The sequence below is a fragment of the Streptomyces sp. NPDC091279 genome (assembly GCF_044757465.1).
Lineage (GTDB): Bacteria > Actinomycetota > Actinomycetes > Streptomycetales > Streptomycetaceae > Streptomyces.
Genome location: NZ_JBIVVA010000009.1, coordinates 248,705 through 270,591, shown reverse-complemented (window position 1 = coordinate 270,591; position 21,887 = coordinate 248,705). Strand labels below are relative to the sequence as shown.

Here is a 21,887-nt window from a genome sequence, read left to right as displayed (position 1 = left end):
CCCGTTCACCCAGCGTGCAACGCCAATGACGCGGTAATTCTCGGAGCCCTCGCGCACCGGAATTCCAGCTAGTGGATGGCCGAATTCCGGTCCGCTCCGAGCCCATGAGAACCTGTGAGGTTCCCCACGCCCCAGAGGGTCGACACCCGGCAGGGCGTGTGCTGTTCACCCCGATTCGGGCGGCGCGAACACGCCCTTGTGTCCCGATTGATGGGACGCTGCACGAATCCTTCCGCCAGCGGGTTTTCAGTCCGTCCACGACCGGTTCCGCAGCGTGATGGCACGTCAAGTGAACTCCCCGCAGGCCCCCCAGTGAGCGCGGACTAATCTCGACGCGAGAACATCGCCCTTACCCCGTGCTCGGCCCGCGACACCCCTTGCATGCCGGATACACGGACTCGACAGCTCTGGAGAAAATCGAGCATGAACCGCAAGACTTTGGTGCTGCCGGCCGTGGTCGGTCTGCTCGCGCCGGTGCTCGCCGCCTGTGGCGGGTCCGAAGGCGGGAGCAGCGGCGGCGACGCGATCGCCGTGGGCACCACGGACCGGTTCACCGCCACCAAGGACGTCCCGGCCCCGCTCGACCCCGCCTACGCCTACGACGTCGGCTCCTGGAACATCCTGCGCCAGACTGTCCAGACCCTCATGGTCCAGCCCAAGGGCGACGGCGACCCGGTCCCCGAGGCCGCCGAGAGCTGCGGCTTCACCGACACCGGCAACGAACGCTACGCGTGCAAGCTCCGCGAGGGCCTGAAGTTCTCCAACGGCGACCCCATCACCGCGGCCGACGTGAAGTACTCCATCGACCGCGCCCTCGCCATCAAGGCCGACTCCGGCGTCTTCGCCCTCCTCTCGACCATCGACACCGTCGAGACCTCCGGCGACCGCGACGTGATCTTCCACCTCAAGACCGCCGACGCCACCTTCCCGTACAAGCTGTCGACCCCCGTCGCCGGCATCGTCAACCCCGACGACTACGTGAAGAACAAGCTCCGCGACGGCTTCGCGATCGACGGCTCGGGCCCGTACACCATGAAGGCCGAAGTCAAGAACGACGAGCTGGTGAAGGCCACCTTCACCAAGAACCCCCACTACAAGGGCGTTCTCAAGCTCCAGAACGACCAGGTCGACATGGTGTCCTACAAGGACGCCGACGCCATGGGCACCGCCCTCACCAAGGGCGACATCGACGTCATGACCCGCTCCATGACCCCCGAGCAGGTCCAGAAGCTGTCCGACGACGCCGACAGCAACATCGACCTCGTCGAGATGGCCGGCCTGGAGATCCGCTACCTCGCCTTCAACACCGACGCCCCCACGGTCAAGAACAAGGCCGTCCGCCGGGCCATGGCCGAGCTGATCAACCGGGCCGAGCTGGTGTCCAAGGTCTACGGCTCCCAGGCCGAACCCCTCTACTCCCTGGTCCCGGCGAGCATCACCGGCCACTCCAACTCGTTCTTCAACAAGTACGGCGACCCCAGCGTCACCAAGGCCAAGAACACCCTCGTCGCCGCCAACATCACCACCCCGGTCAAACTGACCCTGCACTACACGACCGACCACTACGGCACGGTCACCAAGAAGGAGTTCGAGCAGCTCAAGCAGCAGCTCAACAGCAGCGGCCTCTTCGACGTCACCATCAAGGGCGCCCCCTGGTCCACCTTCGTCCCCGCCGAACGCAAGGGCAAGTACGACGTCTGGGGCATGGGCTGGTTCCCCGACTTCCCCGACGCCGACAGCTACGTCGCGCCCTTCCTCGACAAGGACAACTTCCTCAACTCGCCCTACCGCAACAGCAACATCATCAACAACCTGATCCCCGAGTCCCGCCGCGCTGCCGACCGCCTCTCCGCCGCCGGCACCCTCACCCAGATCCAGGACATCGTCGCGGACGACGTCCCCTTCATCCCGCTGTGGCAGGGCAAGCAGTACGTCGCCGCCCGCGACGACATCACCGGCACCGCCTACGCCCTCAACTCCTCCTCCTCGCTCCAGCTCTGGGAGCTGGGCCGAGGCGTCGGCGGCTGACCAACGGCCCCACCGGCCACCCACGCATGAGGCGCCCCACCCGACCGGGTGGAGCGCCTCACACGTATACCCACGAGGGTCACTGCGCCCCAGGACGCACCAGACCACTCTCGTACGCGTACACCGCCGCCTGCACCCGGTCCCGCAACCCCAACTTCGTCAGCACATGCCCCACATGCGTCTTCACCGTCGTCTCGCTCACGAACAGGTCCGCCGCGATCTCCGCGTTCGACAACCCACGCGCCACCAGCTTCAACACCTCCACCTCACGATCCGTGAGCGTGTGCAAGGTGTCCGGCACCGACTCCTCACCCGACGGCAGATGCGTCGCGTACTTGTCCAGCAACCGCCGCGTGATACTCGGCGCCAACAACGCCTCCCCCGCCGCGACCACCCGGATCGCCTGCACCAACTCGTTCGCCGGAGCGTCCTTCAGCAGGAAACCGCTCGCCCCCGCCCGCAACGCCTCCACGACGTACTCGTCGAGATCGAACGTCGTCAGCACCAGCACCTTCGCCGGACCGTCCCGACCCGGCCCCGTGATCTGCCGCGTCGCCTCCACCCCGTCCATCCGCGGCATCCGGATGTCCATCAACACCACATCGGGCTGCAACGCCCGCACCTGATCAAGAGCCTGGAGACCGTCACCGGCCTCGCCGACGACCGCCAGATCCTGCTCCGCCTCCAGAATCATCCGGAACCCGGTCCGCAGCAACGGCTGGTCATCGACAAGTAGGACACGGATGGCCACGTGACACTCCTTCGCTAGTCCGGGCCCATTCTGCCCTGCACGCCCCCCTCGGACCCGACCGCCCTGACCGGCAACGGATACGGCGGGGGAGTCCCACCGAACTCCGGACACCGCTCCTGGTGATCACACCACCCACACAGCTTCGTCGGCCGCGGCACCCACTCACCCGTCCGCGTCGCGAGCCGGATCGCCTCCCACAACGCCAGCAGCTTGCGCTCCACCCGCTCCAGATCCGCCGGCACCGGGTCGTACGTCACCACATCCCCGCTGCCCAGATACACCAGCTGAAGCCGGCGCGGCACCACCTTCTTCAGCCGCCACACCACCAACGCGTAGAACTTCATCTGGAACAACGCCCCCTCCGCGTACTGCGGCCGAGGCGCCTTCCCCGTCTTGTAGTCCACGATCCGGACCTCGCCCGTCGGCGCCACATCCACCCGGTCGATGATCCCGCGCAACCGAAGCCCCGAATCCAGCTCCGCCTCCACGAACAACTCCCGCTCCGCGGGCTCCAACCGCGTCGGGTCCTCCAACGTGAACCAGCGCTCCACCAACGCCTCGGCCTCACCCAGCCACCGCGCCAGCCGCTCACCGTCGGGATCGTCCGCGAACAGCTCCACCACCTCGGGACGCGACTCCCGCAACCGCTCCCACTGCCCCGGCACCAACGACCGCGCCCCCGCCGCCGTCCGCTCCGCCGCCGGCACGTCGAACAACCGCTCAAGCACCGCGTGCACCAACGTCCCCCGCGTCGCCGCCTCACTCGGCCGCTCCGGCAACCGGTCGATCACCCGGAACCGGTACAGCAGCGGACACTGCATGAAGTCACCCGCCCGCGACGGCGACAGACTCGCCGGCGCCACCGCCACCCGCGCCGCAACCGCTTCCTCCGGCGCCGCCACAACGCCCTCCACGCTCGTCTCCATGCCCCAGACCCTACGACCCACCACTGACAGTCACCCCCCACCCCGGCCCCGAACCCACGCAACGCCCGCGAAAACACAGGGGGTGCCGGGGCGAAACACGCCACGACCGCCGCATACCATCGACCACAGACCCTTCCGCGCCGGCCGGCCCGGAAGACGCTGCGAACGAGGGGACACCGTGGACGAGAGCGGCGGGAGCGGTCAGCCGCAGTCCGACACCGACAAGCCCGGCACGTCGACCCCCCGACCCGGCACCCCCGACACCACCGGCACCCCCGCTGACGACCGGCCCACCCCCGCGCCACCCACCCGACCGCCCGGCGACGAAGCCAAGGGAGACGCCGCGATGGGCAACGACCCGCACCCCCCGACCCCCGACGCCGGCCACGACGAGAAACCCCAGCACCCCGACGGGAACGACCACGCAGGCGCGGACGACAGCGCCGGTGCCGACACCCCCGGCCCCGCCGACCGCACCCCGGCCGGCCCCGCCGCCCACGGCACCCGCCCGCCCACACCGCCCCGCGAACCCCGCGGCGGACTCCTCATGGGCCGCCCCTTCGGCGTTCCCGTCTACGTCGCCCCCAGCTGGTTCCTCGTCGCCGCCCTCATCACCTGGGTCTTCGGCGGACAACTCGAACGCGTCCTGCCCGAACTCGGCGCCCTGCGCTACCTCGTCTCCCTCTTCTTCGCCGTCGCCTTCTACGCCTCCGTCCTCATCCACGAACTCGCCCACACCGTCGCCGCGCTCCGCTTCAAACTCCCCGTCCGCCGCATCCAGCTCCAGTTCTTCGGCGGCGTCTCCGAGATCGAGAAAGAAGCCGAGACCCCCGGCCGCGAATTCATCCTCGCCTTCGTCGGACCCCTTCTCTCCCTCGCCCTCTCCGGCGTCTTCTACCTCGCCATGCAACCCGTCGAACCCGGCACCGTCCCCGGCGTCCTCCTCGCCGGCCTGATGATCTCCAACCTCATCGTCGCCGCGTTCAACCTCCTGCCCGGCCTCCCCCTCGACGGCGGACGCATGCTCCGCGCCATCGTCTGGAAGATCACCGGCAAGCCCATGACCGGCACCATCGCCGCCGCCTGGGTCGGCCGCGCCCTCGCCGTCACCGTCCTCATCGGCCTCCCCCTCCTCACCCAGTCCGGCGCCCTCGGCACCACCGCCGAGACCAACGTCGGCATGGACACCGTCACCGACGCCCTTCTCGCCGCGATCCTCGCCGCCATCATCTGGACCGGCGCCGGAAACAGCCTCCGCGTCGCCCGCCTGCGCGAGCACCTCCCCGAACTCCGCGCCCGCAACCTCACCCGCCGCGCCGTCCCCGTCGAGAACGACACCCCCCTCTCCGAGGCCCTCCGCCGCGCCAACGCCGCCGGCGCCCGCGCCCTCGTCGTCGTCGACCCCGACGGCACCCCCCTCTCCCTCGTCCGCGAGGCCGCCATCGTCGGCGTCCCCGAACACCGCCGCCCCTGGGTCGCCGTCAGCGGCCTCGCCCAGGACCTCACCGACGGCATGCGCGTCTCCGCCGAACTCGCCGGCGAAGACCTCCTCGACGCCCTCCGGGCCACCCCCGCCACCGAATACCTCGTCGTCGAGGACACCGGCGCCATCTACGGCGTCCTGTCCGCCGCCGACGTCGAGCGCGCCTTCGTCAAGGCCATGGCCCGCCCCAGCTGAACCACCCCCACATGGTCGGCGACCCCCACAAACGCCGGTAGGCTGGTCACATGTCCGAACCGACCGGTGCCGCCCGCAGGCGCGGGCCCTTCACGGTCGGGGACCAGGTACAGCTGACCGACCCCAAGGGCCGCCACTACACGTTCACGCTCGAAGCCGGGAAGAATTTCCACACCCACAAGGGTTCCTTCCCGCACGACGAACTGATCGGCGCACCCGAGGGCAGCGTTGTCCGCACCACCGGAAACGTCGCCTACCTCGCGCTGCGCCCCCTGCTCCCCGACTACGTCCTGTCCATGCCCCGCGGCGCCGCCGTGGTCTACCCCAAGGACGCGGGGCAGATCCTCGCCTTCGCCGACATCTTCCCCGGCGCCCGCGTCGTCGAAGCAGGCGTCGGCTCCGGCTCCCTCAGCAGCTTCCTGCTGCGCGCCATCGGCGACCAGGGCATGCTCCACAGCTACGAGCGCCGCGAGGACTTCGCCGAGATCGCCCAGCAGAACGTGGAGCGCTACTTCGGTGGCCCCCACCCCGCCTGGCAACTCACCGTCGGCGACCTCCAGGACAACCTGTCCGACACCGACGTCGACCGCGTCATCCTCGACATGCTCGCCCCCTGGGAGTGCCTGGAGGCCGTCTCCAAGGCCCTCGTGCCCGGCGGCATCCTCTGCTGCTACGTGGCCACCACCACCCAGCTCGCCCGCACCGTCGAATCCATCCGCGAGATCGGCAGCTTCAACGAACCCACCTCCTGGGAATCGATGATCCGCAACTGGCACGTGGAAGGCCTCGCCGTCCGCCCCGACCACCGGATGATCGGCCACACCGGCTTCCTCCTCACCGCCCGCCGCCTGGCCGACGGTGTCGAACCCCCCATGCGTCGCCGCCGCCCCGCCAAGGGCGCCTACGGCGACGACTACGACGGACCGAACGCAGGTGCAGGCGCCGGCCGCTGAAACGGCCCCCTGCCGCGTCCAACGAACGGGCGGCGCGGCCTGGTTCCCCGACCGACCGGGCAACCAGGCCGCGCCGCCCACCTGTTGACACCCCACCGCGAAACGACCACCCGGCGCACGCCCACCGCACCCCGCCGTTCCCCCCACCTGTGACATGTGGCACGATGCTGGCCACCCCACCCCACCGGCACAGCCCTCACAGGAGACGCTCCTAGTGCAGCATTCCGCCGTCCCGGAACTGGCACAGACGCACACCCGCCCGATCCACTGGGTCGCCACCGCCACGGCCATCGCCGGCGTCATGGCCCTCAGCTCGGTCCTGCACCCCAACTCCGCGACCGCGGCTCAGCCGGCCGACGCCGGAGCACGCACCACCCACGCCGCCGCCCCCGACCCCACCGGCGTCCACTTCCCGCTCACCTGCGGACCGGTCAAAGCCGTCGTCCACAAGAAGGCCACCGGCGACCTCGACGGCGACGGCAGCCCCGAGACGGTCGCCGTCGTCCACTGCGACGCCCCCATGGGCACCCCGCCCGACGGCGTCTACGTCGTCACCCGCTCCACCGACGGCGCCCCGCGCATCGTCGCCACCCTCGTCGACCCCAAGGACGGCACCACCGTCCGCGACGTCTCCGTCGACGACGGCACCGTCCTCGCCACCCTGCTCGGCTACTCCTCGACCGACGTGCCCCGCTGCTGCCCGGACGTCACCACGAGCGCGCAATGGCAGTGGAAGAACGGCGCGTTCACCCGCTCCACGCCCGCCGGAGCACACCGCGTCTGACCCGCCTCAGCGGCGCCCGCGAGACCCCCGACAGACGTCACGCGATGCAACGATTTGATTACTCCGCGTCCGGACCGAACACTTCGACACTGTCCGAAACCCGCCGCACATGGATGCACTCACCCGGACACTCCTTCGCCGAGTCCACGACATCCACCAGAAGCGGCAACGGCACCGGAGTCGACGCACCCCGGTCCTGCAACAGCTCCTCGCCCTCACCCTTCACATAAGCCAGACCATCGATGTCCAGCTCGAACACCTCCGGCGCGTACTGCACGCAGATCCCGTCACCGGTACACAGGTCCTGATCGATCCAGACCTCCAGAGCCTCACCATCGACCCCGGTCCCCTGCTGCACGCTCATGTCTCCTGCCATTTCTGCCCCGCGCCCACCAGGAATCCGGCCAGCGCTGACGGGTGTTGAACACTTCGACCCTACCTTCGCCCGCTTCCCAATCATGTTCGGTGGGTATTCCCCTGGCGTGAGGGAGAGCGCAAGGGTGAAGATCGGACACACCTCTACAGTCTTTGTGATCTAGGGGTTTCAATCGACACCCACCCAGGTAGGGTCTGGAAGCGTCCAGCTCCCCTTGGAGGAGGTGAGGACCGTGGCAGCCCACGACGACGACATGAACCGCGGCATCCGCCCGGGACGAGGGTCCGACGACCCCGCCGGACAGATTGCCTACCTTGAGCAGGAGATCGCCGTCCTGCGGCGCAAGCTCGCCGACTCTCCGCGACACACGAGAATCCTCGAAGAGCGGATCGTCGAGCTACAGACCAATCTGGCCGGCGTCTCGGCCCAGAACGAAAGACTCGCCAACACGCTCCGCGAGGCCCGCGACCAGATCGTCGCCCTCAAAGAGGAAGTCGACCGGCTCGCCCAGCCACCGGCCGGCTTCGGAGTCTTCCTGCAAGCCAACGAGGACGGCACCGCCGACATCTTCACCGGAGGACGCAAACTCCGCGTGAACGTCAGCCCGAGCGTCGACACCGACGAACTCCGGCGCGGCCAGGAACTCATGCTCAACGAAGCACTCAACGTGGTCGAGGCCATGGAGTACGAGCGCGTCGGCGACATCGTCACCCTCAAGGAGATCCTTGAGGACGGCGAACGCGCCCTGGTGCTCGGGCACACCGACGAGGAACGGGTGGTACGGCTCGCCGAGCCGCTGCTGGACGTCACCATCCGCCCCGGCGACGCCCTCCTGCTCGAACCCCGCTCCGGCTACGTCTACGAGATCGTCCCCAAGAGCGAGGTCGAAGAACTCGTCCTCGAAGAAGTACCCGACATCGGCTACGAACAGATCGGCGGCCTCGGCGGCCAGATCGAAGCCATTCGCGACGCCGTCGAACTTCCTTACCTCTACCCCGACCTGTTCAAGGAGCACGAACTCCGACCGCCCAAGGGCGTCCTCCTCTACGGACCCCCCGGATGCGGCAAGACGCTCATCGCCAAAGCCGTCGCCAACTCGCTGGCCAAAAAGGTCGCCGAAGTCACGGGACAGGCCCAAGGCAAGAGCTTCTTCCTCAACATCAAGGGCCCCGAACTCCTCAACAAATACGTCGGCGAGACCGAACGGCAAATCCGCCTCGTCTTCCAACGAGCCCGCGAAAAAGCCAGCGAAGGAACCCCCGTCATCGTCTTCTTCGACGAGATGGAGTCCCTCTTCCGCACCCGCGGCTCCGGCGTCAGCTCCGACGTCGAGAACACCATCGTCCCGCAGCTCCTCGCCGAGATCGACGGTGTCGAAGGCCTCCAGAACGTGGTCGTCATCGGCGCCTCCAACCGCGAGGACATGATCGACCCCGCCATCCTGCGCCCCGGCCGCCTGGACGTGAAGATCAAGATCGAACGTCCCGACGCCGAAGCCGCCAAGGACATCTTCGGTAAATACCTCACCGAACGGCTCCCGCTCCACTCCGACGACCTCGGGGAGCACAGCGGCAGCAGGGCCACCACCGTCCAGAGCATGATCCAGACGGCCGTCGAGCACATGTACGCCGAATCCGAGGAGAACCGCTTCCTCGAAGTCACCTACGCCAACGGTGACAAGGAAGTCCTCTACTTCAAGGACTTCAACTCCGGCGCCATGATCGAGAACATCGTCGGCCGCGCCAAGAAGATGGCCATCAAGGACTTCCTCGACAGCCAGCAGAAGGGCCTCCGCGTCTCCCACCTCCTCCAGGCCTGCGTGGACGAGTTCAAGGAGAACGAAGACCTCCCCAACACCACCAACCCGGACGACTGGGCCCGCATCTCCGGCAAGAAGGGCGAACGGATCGTCTACATCCGCACCCTCATCACCGGAAAGCAGGGCGCGGACACCGGGCGCTCCATCGACACCGTGGCCAACACCGGTCAGTACCTGTAAAACACAGGGCGGCTGCGGGTCCCCTCACCGGGTACCCGCAGCCGACTGTTTTTCAGCACCCGGCCGGAGCAACCAATGACGCAAATGATCTCCCCACCACCGCAGCGGCGTTCTAGGCTCTTCCTACCGCCGAAACGCGCAGTGCGGGGACGGGCACCGCACACGCACCGGAGCGCCAGCGGTACTTGAGCGGCGTCCCCGACCGAGGACACCGCCGGGCAAGGAGGGCCGCATGACCGTACGGCGAGTAATGGGCATCGAGACGGAATACGGGATCTCCGTCCCCGGCCACCCCAACGCCAATGCCATGCTCACCTCATCCCAGATCGTCAACGCCTACGCCGCGGCGATGCACCGGGCCCGCCGGGCCCGCTGGGACTTCGAGGAAGAGAACCCGCTGCGAGACGCGCGAGGCTTCGACCTCGCCCGCGAGGCCGCCGACTCCAGCCAGCTCACCGACGAGGACATCGGCCTCGCCAACGTGATCCTCACCAACGGAGCACGGCTCTACGTCGACCACGCCCACCCCGAATACAGCTCACCCGAAGTCACCAACCCCCGCGACGCCGTCCTCTGGGACAAGGCCGGCGAACGCATCATGGCCGAGGCCGCCGAACGAGCCGCCCAACTCCCCGGCGCCCAGCCCATCCACCTCTACAAGAACAACACCGACAACAAGGGCGCCTCCTACGGCACGCACGAGAACTACCTGATGAAGCGGGAAACCCCCTTCTCCGACATCGTGCGCCACCTCACCCCCTTCTTCGTCTCCCGCCAGGTCGTCACCGGCGCCGGACGCGTCGGCATCGGCCAGGACGGCCACGAGCACGGCTTCCAGATCAGCCAGCGCGCCGACTACTTCGAAGTCGAGGTCGGCCTGGAGACCACCCTCAAGCGCCCCATCATCAACACCCGCGACGAACCCCACGCCGACGCCGACAAGTACCGCCGCCTCCACGTGATCATCGGCGACGCCAACCTCTCCGAGATCTCCACCTACCTCAAACTCGGCACCACCGCCCTCGTCCTCTCCATGATCGAGGACGGCTTCATCGCCGTCGACCTCGCCGTCGACCAACCCGTACGCACCCTCCACCAGGTCTCCCACGACCCCGGACTCCAGCGCCTCGTCACCCTCCGCAGCGGCCGGACACTCACCGCCGTCCAGCTCCAGATGGAGTACTACGAGCTGGCCAGGAAATACGTCGAGGAGCGCTACGGAGCCGACGCCGACGACCAGACCAGGGATGTTCTCAGCCGTTGGGAGGACACCCTCAACCGTCTGGAGAACGACCCCATGAGCCTCGCCGGCGAACTCGACTGGGTCGCCAAACGCGAACTCATGGAGGGCTACCGGCGCCGCGACGACCTTGACTGGGACGCCGCCCGACTGCACCTCGTCGACCTCCAGTACGCCGACGTACGCGCCGACAAGGGCCTCTACAACCGGCTCGCGGCCCGGGGGCGCATCAAACGGCTCCTGGACGACACCGAGGTCGAGCGGGCCCGCACGAAGCCGCCGGAGGACACCCGCGCGTACTTCCGCGGACGGTGCCTTGAGCAGTACGCCGACGACGTCGCCGCGGCCTCCTGGGACTCGGTCATTTTCGACCTGCCGGGCCGGGACTCGCTCCAGCGGGTCCCAACCCTCGAACCGCTTCGCGGAACGCGTAATCACGTTAAGGAACTCCTGGACCGCTGCCGTACCGCGGAAGACCTGGTCAAGGTCCTGTCGGGCGGCTGAACCGATTCCGATCTCCCGGCCGCGAACCGGGGTGGAAACCCCGGCGGCCGGGAATCATCGAGGTGGCCTCCGTACGTTGTGGAAACTGCGGGGCCGATGTCGGACCCGGCTTGTAGGGTCTGATTCATTACCGATCGGCAGGAATGCAGACCTGTCGACCATGTCGGGCGAACTGAGCGGGGTGAGGGTTATGGCGACCAAGGACACCGGCGGCGGCCAGCAGAAGGCGACGCGCTCCACCGAAGAGGTCGAGGAGCAGGCAGCGGAAACGCAGGCCTCCGAAGACCTCAAGGAGCGACAGGAAAAGCTGAGCGACGACGTGGACTCGGTTCTTGACGAAATCGACGATGTCCTGGAGGAGAACGCGGAGGAGTTCGTGCGCTCATTCGTTCAGAAGGGCGGAGAATAGCCTTCGGATTGAAGGTTCGGGGGGTGCTCGGTGTGGAGATCGAAGACAGTGTGGAGCGTTGCTCGCGGTGCGAGGTTCACACGCCGCGAGCGGCGTTCGCCCATGCGTGAGGGGCCGCCGGCGACACCTGAAGCGGCACCACGGTCTCACCGAGGCTGAGCGGGATGCGTTGATTGCTGGTCAGGCGGGTGTCTCTGGCATCTGTCCTGCGGCATCGCCTGAACATGTGGATCACTGCCATGAGACGGGTAGGGTCCCTGGCGTACTGTGCTTCAGCTGCAATGCCGCGCTGGGGCAGTTCAAGGATCGGCCCGATGCCATAAGGCGGGCTGCTGCCTATCTGGAAGGAAACGCGTGGAAGCCAACACTCGTAGCACCGGGCGTCTACCAGCTGCCTTCCTGACGCCTGGGTCTTCTTCGTTCATGGACTTTCTTGCCGAGCAGCAGCCGGAGTTGCTGCCTGGTAAGCGTCAGTTGCTCCCGGTGCAGGGTGTCGTCGAGGCGCCGCACGGGACGACGATCGTCGCGGTGACGTTCCCGGGTGGTGTCGTGCTGGCGGGTGACCGGCGGGCGACGATGGGGAACATGATCGCGCAGCGGGACATCGAGAAGGTGTTCCCGGCGGACGAGTACTCGGCGGTGGGTATCGCCGGTGCGGCCGGCCTGGCTGTCGAGATGGTGAAGCTGTTCCAGCTGGAGCTGGAGCACTTCGAGAAGGTCGAGGGGGCGCAGCTCTCGTTGGAGGGCAAGGCGAACCGGTTGTCGACGATGATTCGTTCCAACTTGGGTATGGCGATGCAGGGGTTGGCGGTGGTGCCGCTGTTCGCGGGTTATGACGTGGATCGTGGGCGGGGCCGGGTCTTCTCGTACGACGTGACGGGTGGTCGTTCGGAGGAGCAGGGTTATGCGTCGACGGGTTCGGGGTCGATCTTCGCGCGGGGGGCGATGAAGAAGCTGTTCCGTGAGGATCTGACGGAGGAGCAGGCGACGACTCTTGTGGTGCAGGCGCTGTATGACGCGGCTGATGATGATTCGGCGACCGGTGGGCCTGATGTGGCACGCCGGATCTATCCGATCGTCACGGTGATCACCGAGGATGGTTTCCGTCGGTTGACGGACGATGAGTCGGCGGGGATCGCTCGTTCGATCCTGGAGCGGCGGCTTGAGCAGCCTGATGGTCCTCGGGCTGCGTTGCTGTAGTTCCGGTCGTTCTTGGGTAGGTGGTCCAGTGACTCTGACAGAAAGGGACGGTTAACCGGTGTCGACGCCGTTCTATGTCTCACCTCAGCAGGCGATGGCGGACCGTGCGGAGTATGCCCGCAAGGGTATTGCGCGTGGTCGCAGTCTGGTGGTGTTGCAGTATGCCGATGGCATTGTGTTCGTCGGTGAGAATCCGTCCCGTGCGCTGCATAAGTTCAGCGAGATCTATGACCGGATCGGCTTTGCGGCTGCCGGTAAGTACAACGAGTACGAGAATCTGCGGATCGGTGGTGTGCGCTACGCGGATCTGCGCGGGTACACCTATGACCGGGACGATGTGACGGCTCGTGGGTTGGCCAATGTCTATGCGCAGACGTTGGGCACGATCTTCTCCAGTGCGGCCGAGAAGCCGTACGAGGTGGAGTTGGTCGTGGCGGAGGTGGGTGACACTCCGGATGGCGATCAGATCTACCGGTTGCCGCATGACGGTTCGATCGTGGACGAGCACGGTTCGGTCGCGGTGGGCGGTAATGCCGAGTTGATCGGTACGTATCTGGATCAGCGTCATCAGGACGGGATGAGTCTGGCCGAGGCGCTGAAGCTGGCGGTGCAGGCGTTGTCGCGTGAGTCGAACGGGTCGCAGCGGGAGATTCCGGCGGAGCGGCTTGAGGTGGCGGTGTTGGACCGGACGCGTCCGCAGAAGCGGAAGTTCAAGCGGATCGTCGGGCGTCAGTTGGATCGGTTGCTTGAGGTGGGTGGCGCGTCGACGGCTGCGGAGGCCGAGGAGAGCGAGGGCGAGGGGCCCGAGTCCAAGGACGGTTAGTCGTTCGGCGTCGTTGTCGGTTGTGTGTGCCCCGGTCGTGGTTGCGGCCGGGGCACTGTGGTGTTCAGGGGCTGGGTGGGGGCGCCGTGGAGCCGCGGACGATGAGGCGGACGGGGATGTCGCCGGGGGTGGGGGTGCGGCCTTCGAGGACGGCGAGGAGGGCGGTCATGCCGTGTTCGCCGAAGAGTTCGGCGTCGAGGTGGACGGTGGTGAGTTCGGGGTCGAGGGCGGTGGCGAGGGCGAGGTCGTCGATGCCGGTGATGGAGAGGTCGTCGGGGATGTGGAGGCCGAGGCGGCGGGCCGCTTTGTAGGCGCCGGCGGCGAGTTTGTCGTCGTCGCAGACGAGGGCGGTGGGGCGGGGGCCGGGGGTGCGGAGGGCTGCTTCGGTGGCGGTGAGGGCGTCGTGGATGGTGATGGGGGCGTGGGCGGTGCGCAGGGTGGTGCCGGGGGTGGTGGTGAGGCGGGTGGCGAGTTCGCGGGCGCGGACGTCGAAGGTCCAGGAGGCGATGTCGGCGGCGAGGTGGAGGAAGTGGCGGTGCCCGAGGCCGAGGAGGTGGTCGGCGATCTGGCGGGTGCCGTCGGCGATGTCGAGGTTGACGGTGGTGGCGCCGTGGCTGCCGTGAGGGTCGCTGTCGAGCATGACGAGCGGGAGGTGGTCGCCGCGCAGGGCGGTCAGGGCGTCGGCCGCCATGGAGGAGGCGATGATGCCGTCTAGGGCTGCCTGGGCGGAGGCGAAGGGGTCGCGGGCGGGGCCGATGCCTTGCGGGGAGGGGTAGAGGACGAGGCCGAAGCCGTGGTCGGCGGCGACGCGGGCGGCGCCGGTGTAGACGCCCGCGAAGAATTCGGTGGTGAGGGCGGGGACGACGAGGAGGACGGTGCGGGTGCGGCCGAGGCGGAGGTTGCGGGCGGCGAGGTTGGGGCGGTAGCCGAGGTCGTGGGCGGCGGTGCGGACGCGTTGGGCGGTGGTCTCGGAGACGCGGCCGCGCCATTTGTCGCCCAGGACGAGGGAGACGGCGGCTTGGGAGACGCCGGCGGCGTGTGCGACGTCCCGGCTGGTGGGGCGGGGGTTGTCTGGGGCCACCGTCGGGGTGCTCCTTCGTGTGGGCTGGTGGACAGCGCACATGGTACGTATGCTCATCGACGTTATACGTAAAACGTGGGTGCCTGGTGCGGGTGCCTTCGCCGGCGGGAAGGTGGGGACATGGCCACGGGTTACCTGGAGATCCTCCGGGCACGGCATGCGGCGCGGCTTCTGGTGGGGACATTGGTGGGCCGGTTGCCGAATGCGACGGCGCCGATCGCGATCGTGTTGTTCGTGCGGGCGGAGGGCGGCAGTTACAGCCTGGCCGGGGCGTTGGCGGCGGTGTACGGGGTGGCCAACGCGGTGGGGCAGCCGGTGTTGGGGCGGTGGGTGGATCTGCGGGGGCAGCCACGGGTGCAGTTGCCGGCGGCGGTGGTGTCGGCGCTGGCCATGGCGGCGTTCGCGTTCGGGGGGATCGGTTCGTTGTGGGCGGCGTATGCGGCGGTGGTGGGGGCGGGGTTGTGCACGCCGCCGCTTGAGGGCGGGCTGCGGGCGCTGTGGCCGAGTGTGCTGGGCAAGGAGGAGAAGGTGCACACGGCGTACGCGATGGATGCCGTGGCGCAGGAGGTGATGTTCACGGCGGGGCCGTTGCTGGTGACGTTGTGCACGTCGTTGTGGTCGGCGCAGGTGGCGTTGTTGGTGATGAACGGGGTGGGGGTGCTGGGGGCGTTGTCGGTGGTGGTGTCGCCGCCGTCGCGTGCGTGGCGTTCGGCGCCGCGGGAGGCGCACTGGTTGGGGGCGTTGCGGTCGCCGGGGTTGGTGGCGTTGCTGGGGGCGTTCGTCTTCGTGGGGATGGCGTTGGGGTCGATCACGGTGGCGTCGGTGCCGTATGCGGACGCGCACGGTGGGGACGTGGTGTACGGGTGGCTGATGGCGGCGTTGGGGCTGGGTGCGCTGGTCGGGGGCGGGGTGTACGGGGCGCGTCGGTGGACGGGGGCGCCGGGGCGCCGGTTGCAGGTGCTGGTGGCGTTGCTGGCGGTGTGTTACCTGCCGTTGATGGTGAGGCCGGGGGCGGTGGCGATGGTGGCGTTGACGGCGTTGGCGGGGGTGTTTCTCGCGCCGGCGATCGCGTGTGCGTTCGTGTTGGTGGATCGGCACGCGCCGGCGGGGACGGTGACGGAGGCGTTCTCGTGGTTGGTGACGACGTTCACGGTGGGGGCGTCGGTGGGGACGGGGCTCGCGGGGCCGGTGGTGGAGGCGGGTGGGGCGTTGTGGGGTTTCGCGGTGCCGGGGGCGGCGGGGGCTGCGTCGTTGGCGGTGCTGTTGGCGACGTCGCGGGTGCTGGCGGGTCCTGGTGGGCGGGTGGTGGTTGCGGCTTCATCGGAAAATGATCCAAACCGTGCCGTCGAACCCCGTTTCAGCTCGGGTGATCGGGCGTAATGTTCAGTCATGGACCGCCGCATTTTCGGGCTGGAGAACGAGTACGGCGTCACGTGCACGTTCAGGGGACAGCGCCGCCTGTCGCCTGACGAGGTGGCGCGGTACCTCTTCCGCCGTGTCGTGTCATGGGGCCGTAGCAGCAATGTCTTTCTGAGAAACGGGGCTCGCCTCTATCTCGACGTGGGGTCACATCCGGAATATGCGACACCGGAATGTGACAACGTGACCGAGTTGGTCACCCACGACAAGGCCGGCGAGCGCATTCTCGAAGGACTCCTGGTGGACGCAGAACGACGCCTGCACGAGGAAGGAATCGCGGGCGACGTCTACCTCTTCAAGAACAACACCGACTCGGCCGGCAACTCCTACGGGTGTCACGAGAACTACCTCGTGGCGCGGCACGGGGAGTTCTCCCGGCTGGCGGACATTCTCATTCCGTTCCTGGTCACGAGGCAGCTTCTGTGTGGTGCCGGCAAGGTGCTACAGACTCCGCGGGGCGCGGTCTACTGCGTCAGTCAGCGGGCGGAGCACATCTGGGAGGGTGTCTCGTCGGCGACGACGCGGTCGCGGCCGATCATCAACACGCGGGACGAGCCGCACGCGGATGCGGAGCGTTACCGTCGGCTGCATGTGATCGTGGGCGATTCGAACATGTCCGAGACGACGATGCTGTTGAAGGTCGGTGCGACCGATCTGGTGCTGCGCATGATCGAAGCGGGCACGGTGATGCGGGATCTGACGCTGGAGAACCCGATCCGGGCGATCCGGGAGGTCAGTCACGACATCACGGGCCGCCGTAAGGTCCGGTTGGCGAGCGGCCGGGAGGCGTCGGCGCTGGAGGTGCAGCGGGAGTACTTCGAGAAGGCCGTGGACTTCTGTGAGCGGCGGGGGATTCGTACCGGCACGATCGAGCAGGTGCTCGAACTGTGGGGACGGACGCTCGACGCGATCGAGGCGGAGGATCTGGACCGGATCGGTACCGAGATCGACTGGGTGATGAAGTACAAGCTCATCGAGCGGTATCGGGCCAAGCACAACATGACCATGTCGCATCCGCGGGTCGCGCAGATAGACCTCGCGTATCACGACATCCATCGTCGTCGGGGCCTTTACTACCTCCTGGAGAGGAAGGGTCAAGCAGCCCGGATCTGCAACGACTTGAAGATCTTCGAGGGCAAGTCGGTTCCGCCGCAGACGACTCGGGCGCGGTTGCGTGGTGACTTCATCCGTCGGGCTCAGGAGCAGCGCCGGGACTTCACCGTCGACTGGGTGCATCTGAAGCTGAACGACCAGGCGCAGCGCACGGTGTTGTGCAAGGACCCGTTCCGTTCGGTGGACGATCGGGTGGAGAAGCTGATCGCGGGAATGTGAGTGTGGTGAGCAACGCGTTCCGGTGAAAGACCGGAACGCAACACGGGCGTCGCACGTTTTCAGTGCGGCGCCCTTCTCACGTCGTAGAGTTGCGCGCACTCCATCCACAAGATCGATTGATTGAGGCCCCCACCGTGCGCCGTCGCTCCCTTCTGATCGCTGTTCCCACCGGACTTGTCGCCGTCTCGGGGTGTGGCAGTGACACGTCCGATTCGAGTCGGGCGGCTGACAGCGCGTCGCCGTCGGCTTCGGCGTCGGAGTCCGCGGCGCCGCCGCCGAAGATCGTGGACGGTCCGTTGCCGGCGATCACGGCGGGGACGAAGTTCGACGAGAAGCCGACGGTGGCGAAGGGCAGTGGTGATCCGTCGAAGCAGCTCGCGGTGAAGACGGTGATCGCGGGGGGCGGGAAGACGGTCGCGGAGGGCGATTACCTTCAGGCGAACTACCTGGGGCAGGTGTGGTCTTCGGGGAAGGTGTTCGACAACTCCTACGATCGGAAGACGCCGTTGTTGATCCAGCTGTCGCAGGGGACGATCATCGACGGCTGGCGGTATGCGCTGGCGGGGAAGAAGGTGGGCAGCCGGGTGGAGTTCTCGGTGCCGCCGACGTGGGGGTACGGCACGCGGGGCAACCCGCAGGGTGGGATCAAGGGGACGGACACGCTGGTGTTCGTGGTGGATGTGCAGGACACGTTCAACGCGAAGAGTTCGGCGAAGGGCACCGAGGTCGCGCAGAGCGACGCGAAGTTGCCGAAGGTGGGGACGGACACGGACGGCAAGGCGCCGTCGATCGAGGTGCCGAAGACGGCTGCGCCGACGAAGCTGGTGGCGGAGTACATCATCGAGGGGGACGGCGCGGAGGTCGCCGCGGACTCCACGGTGCTGGTGCAGTACAAGGGCGTGCTGTGGGACTCGGGTAAGGAGTTCGACTCGACGTACAGCAGGAAGATGCTGACGTCGTTCTCGTTGCAGCAGGTCGTCAAGGGGTGGGCGCAGGGGCTGACCGGGAAGAAGGTGGGCAGCCGGGTGTTGGTGGTGGTGCCGCCGAGCCTGGGGTACGGGGACAAGCCGCCGGCGGGCAGTGGCATCAAGAAGGACTCGGTGCTGGTGTTCTCGGTGGACATCCTCGCGAAGATGTGAGGCGCCGGGGATGTAAGACTGTGATCGTTGCCTTACCGCAGACCAAGCAGGAGCTAGAGACGTGAGCATCGAGAAGCCCGAGATCGACTTTCCCGAGGGCGACGTGCCGGCGGACCTTGAGATCAAGGACCTCTGGGTCGGCGAGGGTGAGGAGGCCAAGGCCGGCCAGACCGTCACCGTGCACTACGTCGGTGTGTCGTTCAGCACCGGCGAGGAGTTCGACGCCAGCTGGAACCGTGACCAGCCGTTCCGTTTCCCGCTGGGCGGCGGACGGGTCATCAAGGGCTGGGACCAGGGCGTGCAGGGCATGAAGGTCGGCGGCCGTCGCCGGCTGACGATCCCGCCGCACCTGGCGTACGGGAGCCAGAGCCCGAGCCCGCTGATCAAGGCCAATGAGACGCTGATCTTCGTCGTGGACCTGCTCGCGGTCTGAGCGGAGTCCGACCGGACCCGATCACCTGGGGCCCATGCCTGTTCGGGCGTGGGCCCTCGGCTTTTGTCCTGACACGTCGGGGCGGTACGGTCATCGCCGGTGTGTACTGAGGGAGGCGAAGGGCGTCGATGGCCATTGCCAAGGCCGAGCGGCTGATGAACCTGGCGTTGTGTCTGCTCGGGACGCGGCGGCCCCTCAGCAAGCGCGAGTTGCGTGAGTCCCTGGAGGCGTATCTGGAGGCGGGCTCGGACGACGCGTTCAACCGGATGTTCGAGCGGGACAAGGACGATCTGCGCGAACTGGGCCTGGTCATCGAGACCGTGGAGAACCTGGACGGCGAGACGGGGTACCGGGCGCGCCGGGACAGCAACCGGCTGCCGCCGATCACGCTGGACGCGGAGGAGGCCGCCGCGCTGGGGCTGGTCGCCAAGGTGTGGCAGCAGGCGCGGTTGGCCGGTGCGGCGAGCGGCGCGTTGCAGAAGCTGCGGGCGGCGGGGCTGCCCGAGGACGTCGATCCGTATGAGGCGCACGGTGCGTTGGAGCCGCGGATTCCGGTGCATGAGGCGGCGTTCGAGCCGTTGATGCTGGCGTGCCGGGACCGTCGGCCGGTGGTGTTCGACTATCGCAAGGCGACCGCGGCCCGTCCCGAGCAGCGGCAGGTGGAGCCGTGGGCGCTGGAGTGCTGGCGCGGCCACTGGTATCTGGCGGGCTGGGACCGGGACCGGGGTGCGGAACGGGTGTTCCGGTTGTCGCGGATCACCGGTCGGGTGCGCAGCCGCAACGGGCAGTTCACGGTCGAGGTGCCGGATGTGGTCACGGTGCGGGACACGGTGGCGGAGTGGGCGGGGGAGACCGCCGACCGGTCCGCGGTGATCCGGCTGCGCAAGGGCTCCGGTTACCCCCTTCGGGCGAAAGCCTCGGCGGTGCGGGAACTCGGTGACGGCTGGGACGAGTTGGAGATTCCGTACGGGCACGGTCTCGACGCGTGGCTGGTGGAGTTCGGTCCGGATGTGGTGGTCGTGGAGCCCGCGGAGCTGCGGGTGGACGTGGTGGACCGGCTGCGGGCCGTGGCCAGGGGCTGAGGGGGAGCGGACAACACTGTGGCAGGCAAACCGGTCAGGGCCGTCAACGCCATCGACCAGACCCGGCGGATGCTCTCGCTGGTGACGTATCTGCGGGAGCGTCCGGGCGCCCGTATCGAGGACGTCGCCCGCGCGTTCGGGGTCACGGAGGACGAGCTGGTCTCGGACCTGGACGTGCTGCCGATGTGCGGCACCAGTTTCCGGGGCGGTGATCTGCTGGACATCGACACCGACGGTGAGCGCATCTGGTGGCACAACCCGGCCGCGCTGGCCGCAGAGGCCGCCGAGCCGTTGCGGTTGGCGGCGGACGAGGCGACGGCGTTGTTGGTGGCCGCGCGCGCGGTGGCGACGTTGCCGGGGCTGCGGGAGAGCGACCGGCAGGCGTTGCTGCGGGCGACGGCGAAGGTGGAGACGGCGGCGGGCGAGGCGGCCGGGGCGAGTGCGCGGCTGTCGGTGACGTTCGAGTCGGAGGGCGGGGTCTTCGCGGACGTCGACCGGGCGATCTCGGAGCGGCGGCGGCTGTGGATTCGCTACTACTCGCCGGCCCGGGACGAGGTCACCGAGCGGGAGATCGACCCGATCCGGCTGGTCAGCGTCGGGCACACCTATGTGGAGGCGTGGTGCCGGCGGTCCGAGGCGCGGCGGACGTTCCGGCTGGACCGGGTCGCCGAGATCAAGATCCTCGACGAGCCGTCGGCGCCGCCGGAGGTGGAGCTGCGGGATCTGTCGGAGGGGCTGGTGCAGCCCGCCGCCGAGGACCCGGAGGTGGTCGTCGAGGTGGGGCCCGGGGGCCGTTGGGTCGCGGAGTACTACCCGCACGACAGTGCGGAGGAGCTGGCCGGGGGCGGGCTGCGGATCACGTTGCGCACGCCGGAGCCCGCGTCGTTGCGGAGGCTGGCGCTGCGGCTGGGCGGGGACGGCCGGATCGTGTCGCCCGCCGCTCTGGCCGACAGTGCCCGGCGGGCGGCGCTCGACGCGCTCGGGGCGTACGCCGATGACGGGGCGGCCGGGGTGGCCGGGGCCGGGGTTCACGACGGGGAGTGCGACAGGCGGGAGCAGGGGCTGTGAGCGAGTCGTCGATGTCCGAGTCGATGTCCGGGGTCGAGGTGCGGGGCGTGTCGGTGGCGTCCGCGTTCGCCGGGATGAGAAGTGTCGCGCCGGTGCTGTTCCGGGCGGGCTGCCCGGAGTGCCGGGGGCGTTTCGAGCTGGCCGCGAGTGCGCTGCGCCTCGCGATAGGTGCGACGAGCCGGACCACGTTCTACTCCTTCACCTGCCCGGACTGCGGTGCGCTGGTGCGCAAGCCGGCCGGGGAGCGGATCGTGGAGCTGCTGACCGGGGGCGGGGTCAGGACGTTGCGCCTGCACTCCACCGTCTAGGCTCCCCCTCATGTTCTGGGCGATGGTCGCGGTGGCGGTGGGGTTCCTCGGTCTTGTGGTGCTCGGGGTGTTCGCCGTGCGGGTGTTCCTGGCGGCGCGGCGGCTGGGCGCGCAGGTCACGGACTCGGCGCGGCGCATCAACCGGGCCGCGGAGGACCTGGAGCGGGCCGCCGCCGGGACGGCCCGGGCTGTGGACGCGCTGTGAGTGCGGCTGTGGGGATCATGTGAGTGCGGGGGCTGGGGCGTTTTGCGTCACTTCTCCCTGTCACGCCGACGGTCGCGGCAGGTACGCTGCTGGTCGCGACCCGGAGAACGAGGCCCGGACCGCGGACCCGGGAGTACGCACGGGGATTG

Annotated in this window: 21 protein-coding genes and 1 pseudogene; 18 read left to right on the top strand and 4 right to left on the bottom strand. The window is 68.3% G+C overall.

The window, feature by feature from the left end:
- Positions 1–423: 423 nt before the first annotated feature.
- Entirely contained in the window at positions 424–2,028 is a 1,605-nt protein-coding gene (locus tag ACIQOU_RS23875; protein WP_401538826.1) for an ABC transporter substrate-binding protein, read from the top strand.
- 79 nt (positions 2,029–2,107) lie between these two features.
- Here the strand turns inward: ACIQOU_RS23875 and ACIQOU_RS23870 are convergent, their stop codons facing one another.
- A complete protein-coding gene (locus ACIQOU_RS23870; protein ID WP_401538825.1) occupies positions 2,108–2,779 on the bottom strand; it encodes a response regulator in 672 nt (223 codons plus the stop codon).
- 14 nt (positions 2,780–2,793) lie between these two features.
- Positions 2,794–3,705: a RecB family exonuclease gene (locus tag ACIQOU_RS23865; protein ID WP_401538824.1), complete on the bottom strand. Its 912-nt coding sequence runs from the start codon at positions 3,703–3,705 to the stop codon at positions 2,794–2,796.
- 178 nt (positions 3,706–3,883) lie between these two features.
- On the opposite strand from ACIQOU_RS23865, the gene ACIQOU_RS23860 reads away from it, so the two are divergent.
- The 3 genes from ACIQOU_RS23860 (at position 3,884) to ACIQOU_RS23850 (ending at position 7,120) form a co-directional block, all read left to right on the top strand.
- Positions 3,884–5,383, top strand: coding sequence for a site-2 protease family protein (locus tag ACIQOU_RS23860; protein ID WP_401538823.1), 1,500 nt, complete (start codon positions 3,884–3,886; stop codon positions 5,381–5,383).
- Between the two features lie 50 nt (positions 5,384–5,433).
- On the top strand, positions 5,434–6,336 hold the full coding sequence (locus ACIQOU_RS23855) for a tRNA (adenine-N1)-methyltransferase (RefSeq protein WP_401538822.1): 903 nt from the start codon (positions 5,434–5,436) through the stop codon (positions 6,334–6,336).
- Positions 6,337–6,550: 214 nt separating this feature from the next.
- Positions 6,551–7,120: a hypothetical protein gene (locus tag ACIQOU_RS23850; RefSeq protein WP_401538821.1), complete on the top strand. Its 570-nt coding sequence runs from the start codon at positions 6,551–6,553 to the stop codon at positions 7,118–7,120.
- 58 nt (positions 7,121–7,178) lie between these two features.
- Here the strand turns inward: ACIQOU_RS23850 and ACIQOU_RS23845 are convergent, their stop codons facing one another.
- Positions 7,179–7,484 (bottom strand): ferredoxin, encoded by a 306-nt coding sequence (locus ACIQOU_RS23845; RefSeq protein WP_401538820.1) that lies wholly within the window; start codon positions 7,482–7,484, stop codon positions 7,179–7,181.
- A 244-nt stretch (positions 7,485–7,728) separates the two neighbouring features.
- Between ACIQOU_RS23845 and arc the strand changes: the two genes are divergently transcribed.
- From arc to prcA, 6 genes and pseudogenes are all read left to right on the top strand, one after another.
- On the top strand, positions 7,729–9,495 hold the full coding sequence (gene arc / locus ACIQOU_RS23840; protein WP_401538819.1) for a proteasome ATPase: 1,767 nt from the start codon (positions 7,729–7,731) through the stop codon (positions 9,493–9,495).
- Positions 9,496–9,727: 232 nt separating this feature from the next.
- Positions 9,728–11,239, top strand: a complete 1,512-nt coding sequence (dop, locus tag ACIQOU_RS23835; protein WP_401538818.1) for a depupylase/deamidase Dop — start codon at positions 9,728–9,730, stop codon at positions 11,237–11,239.
- Between the two features lie 190 nt (positions 11,240–11,429).
- Positions 11,430–11,648, top strand: coding sequence for a ubiquitin-like protein Pup (locus ACIQOU_RS23830; protein WP_401538817.1), 219 nt, complete (start codon positions 11,430–11,432; stop codon positions 11,646–11,648).
- 106 nt (positions 11,649–11,754) lie between these two features.
- Positions 11,755–12,051, top strand: a pseudogene (locus ACIQOU_RS23825) (endonuclease VII domain-containing protein); the annotation flags it as partial.
- Positions 12,003–12,848 carry a proteasome subunit beta gene (gene prcB / locus ACIQOU_RS23820; protein ID WP_401538816.1) on the top strand — a complete coding sequence of 282 codons (846 nt, stop codon included), beginning with the start codon at positions 12,003–12,005 and terminating at the stop codon, positions 12,846–12,848. The pseudogene ACIQOU_RS23825 and the gene prcB, both read left to right, overlap by 49 nt.
- Before the next feature lie 58 nt (positions 12,849–12,906).
- Positions 12,907–13,671, top strand: a complete 765-nt coding sequence (prcA, locus tag ACIQOU_RS23815; protein WP_401538815.1) for a proteasome subunit alpha — start codon at positions 12,907–12,909, stop codon at positions 13,669–13,671.
- 64 nt (positions 13,672–13,735) lie between these two features.
- On the opposite strand, the gene ACIQOU_RS23810 is transcribed toward prcA, so the two are convergent.
- Positions 13,736–14,794, bottom strand: coding sequence for a LacI family DNA-binding transcriptional regulator (locus tag ACIQOU_RS23810; protein WP_401539027.1), 1,059 nt, complete (start codon positions 14,792–14,794; stop codon positions 13,736–13,738).
- Positions 14,795–14,872: 78 nt separating this feature from the next.
- Between ACIQOU_RS23810 and ACIQOU_RS23805 the strand changes: the two genes are divergently transcribed.
- The 8 genes from ACIQOU_RS23805 to ACIQOU_RS23770 all read left to right on the top strand — a co-directional run bounded on the left by ACIQOU_RS23805 (position 14,873) and on the right by ACIQOU_RS23770 (position 21,738).
- Positions 14,873–16,132 carry an MFS transporter gene (locus tag ACIQOU_RS23805; RefSeq protein WP_401538814.1) on the top strand — a complete coding sequence of 420 codons (1,260 nt, stop codon included), beginning with the start codon at positions 14,873–14,875 and terminating at the stop codon, positions 16,130–16,132.
- A gap of 9 nt (positions 16,133–16,141) precedes the next feature.
- Positions 16,142–17,503 carry a Pup--protein ligase gene (pafA, locus tag ACIQOU_RS23800; protein WP_401538813.1) on the top strand — a complete coding sequence of 454 codons (1,362 nt, stop codon included), beginning with the start codon at positions 16,142–16,144 and terminating at the stop codon, positions 17,501–17,503.
- 134 nt (positions 17,504–17,637) lie between these two features.
- On the top strand, positions 17,638–18,642 hold the full coding sequence (locus tag ACIQOU_RS23795) for an FKBP-type peptidyl-prolyl cis-trans isomerase (RefSeq protein ID WP_401538812.1): 1,005 nt from the start codon (positions 17,638–17,640) through the stop codon (positions 18,640–18,642).
- A gap of 61 nt (positions 18,643–18,703) precedes the next feature.
- Entirely contained in the window at positions 18,704–19,075 is a 372-nt protein-coding gene (locus ACIQOU_RS23790) for an FKBP-type peptidyl-prolyl cis-trans isomerase (RefSeq protein ID WP_401538811.1), read from the top strand.
- A 128-nt stretch (positions 19,076–19,203) separates the two neighbouring features.
- Positions 19,204–20,157, top strand: a complete 954-nt coding sequence (locus ACIQOU_RS23785; RefSeq protein ID WP_401538810.1) for a helix-turn-helix transcriptional regulator — start codon at positions 19,204–19,206, stop codon at positions 20,155–20,157.
- Positions 20,158–20,175: 18 nt separating this feature from the next.
- Entirely contained in the window at positions 20,176–21,225 is a 1,050-nt protein-coding gene (locus tag ACIQOU_RS23780) for a helix-turn-helix transcriptional regulator (RefSeq protein WP_401538809.1), read from the top strand.
- Between the two features lie 11 nt (positions 21,226–21,236).
- Positions 21,237–21,533: a hypothetical protein gene (locus tag ACIQOU_RS23775; RefSeq protein WP_401539025.1), complete on the top strand. Its 297-nt coding sequence runs from the start codon at positions 21,237–21,239 to the stop codon at positions 21,531–21,533.
- Between the two features lie 10 nt (positions 21,534–21,543).
- Positions 21,544–21,738, top strand: coding sequence for a hypothetical protein (locus ACIQOU_RS23770; RefSeq protein ID WP_401538808.1), 195 nt, complete (start codon positions 21,544–21,546; stop codon positions 21,736–21,738).
- The last annotated feature ends 149 nt before the right edge of the window (positions 21,739–21,887 follow it).

Excerpts from the sequence above, each read along its gene's own strand:
- ACIQOU_RS23875 (WP_401538826.1), top strand. The coding sequence starts at position 424 with ATGAACCGCAAGACTTTGGTGCTGCCGGCCGTGGTCGGTCTGCTCGCG.
- ACIQOU_RS23865 (WP_401538824.1), bottom strand. The coding sequence starts at position 3,705 with ATGGAGACGAGCGTGGAGGGCGTTGTGGCGGCGCCGGAGGAAGCGGTT.
- ACIQOU_RS23855 (WP_401538822.1), top strand. The coding sequence starts at position 5,434 with ATGTCCGAACCGACCGGTGCCGCCCGCAGGCGCGGGCCCTTCACGGTC.
- ACIQOU_RS23845 (WP_401538820.1), bottom strand. The coding sequence starts at position 7,484 with ATGAGCGTGCAGCAGGGGACCGGGGTCGATGGTGAGGCTCTGGAGGTC.
- dop (WP_401538818.1), top strand. The coding sequence starts at position 9,728 with ATGACCGTACGGCGAGTAATGGGCATCGAGACGGAATACGGGATCTCC.
- ACIQOU_RS23830 (WP_401538817.1), top strand. The coding sequence starts at position 11,430 with ATGGCGACCAAGGACACCGGCGGCGGCCAGCAGAAGGCGACGCGCTCC.
- ACIQOU_RS23810 (WP_401539027.1), bottom strand. The coding sequence starts at position 14,794 with ATGTGCGCTGTCCACCAGCCCACACGAAGGAGCACCCCGACGGTGGCC.
- ACIQOU_RS23805 (WP_401538814.1), top strand. The coding sequence starts at position 14,873 with ATGGCCACGGGTTACCTGGAGATCCTCCGGGCACGGCATGCGGCGCGG.
- pafA (WP_401538813.1), top strand. The coding sequence starts at position 16,142 with ATGGACCGCCGCATTTTCGGGCTGGAGAACGAGTACGGCGTCACGTGC.
- ACIQOU_RS23785 (WP_401538810.1), top strand. The coding sequence starts at position 19,204 with ATGGCCATTGCCAAGGCCGAGCGGCTGATGAACCTGGCGTTGTGTCTG.
- ACIQOU_RS23775 (WP_401539025.1), top strand. The coding sequence starts at position 21,237 with ATGTCCGAGTCGATGTCCGGGGTCGAGGTGCGGGGCGTGTCGGTGGCG.
- ACIQOU_RS23770 (WP_401538808.1), top strand. The coding sequence starts at position 21,544 with ATGTTCTGGGCGATGGTCGCGGTGGCGGTGGGGTTCCTCGGTCTTGTG.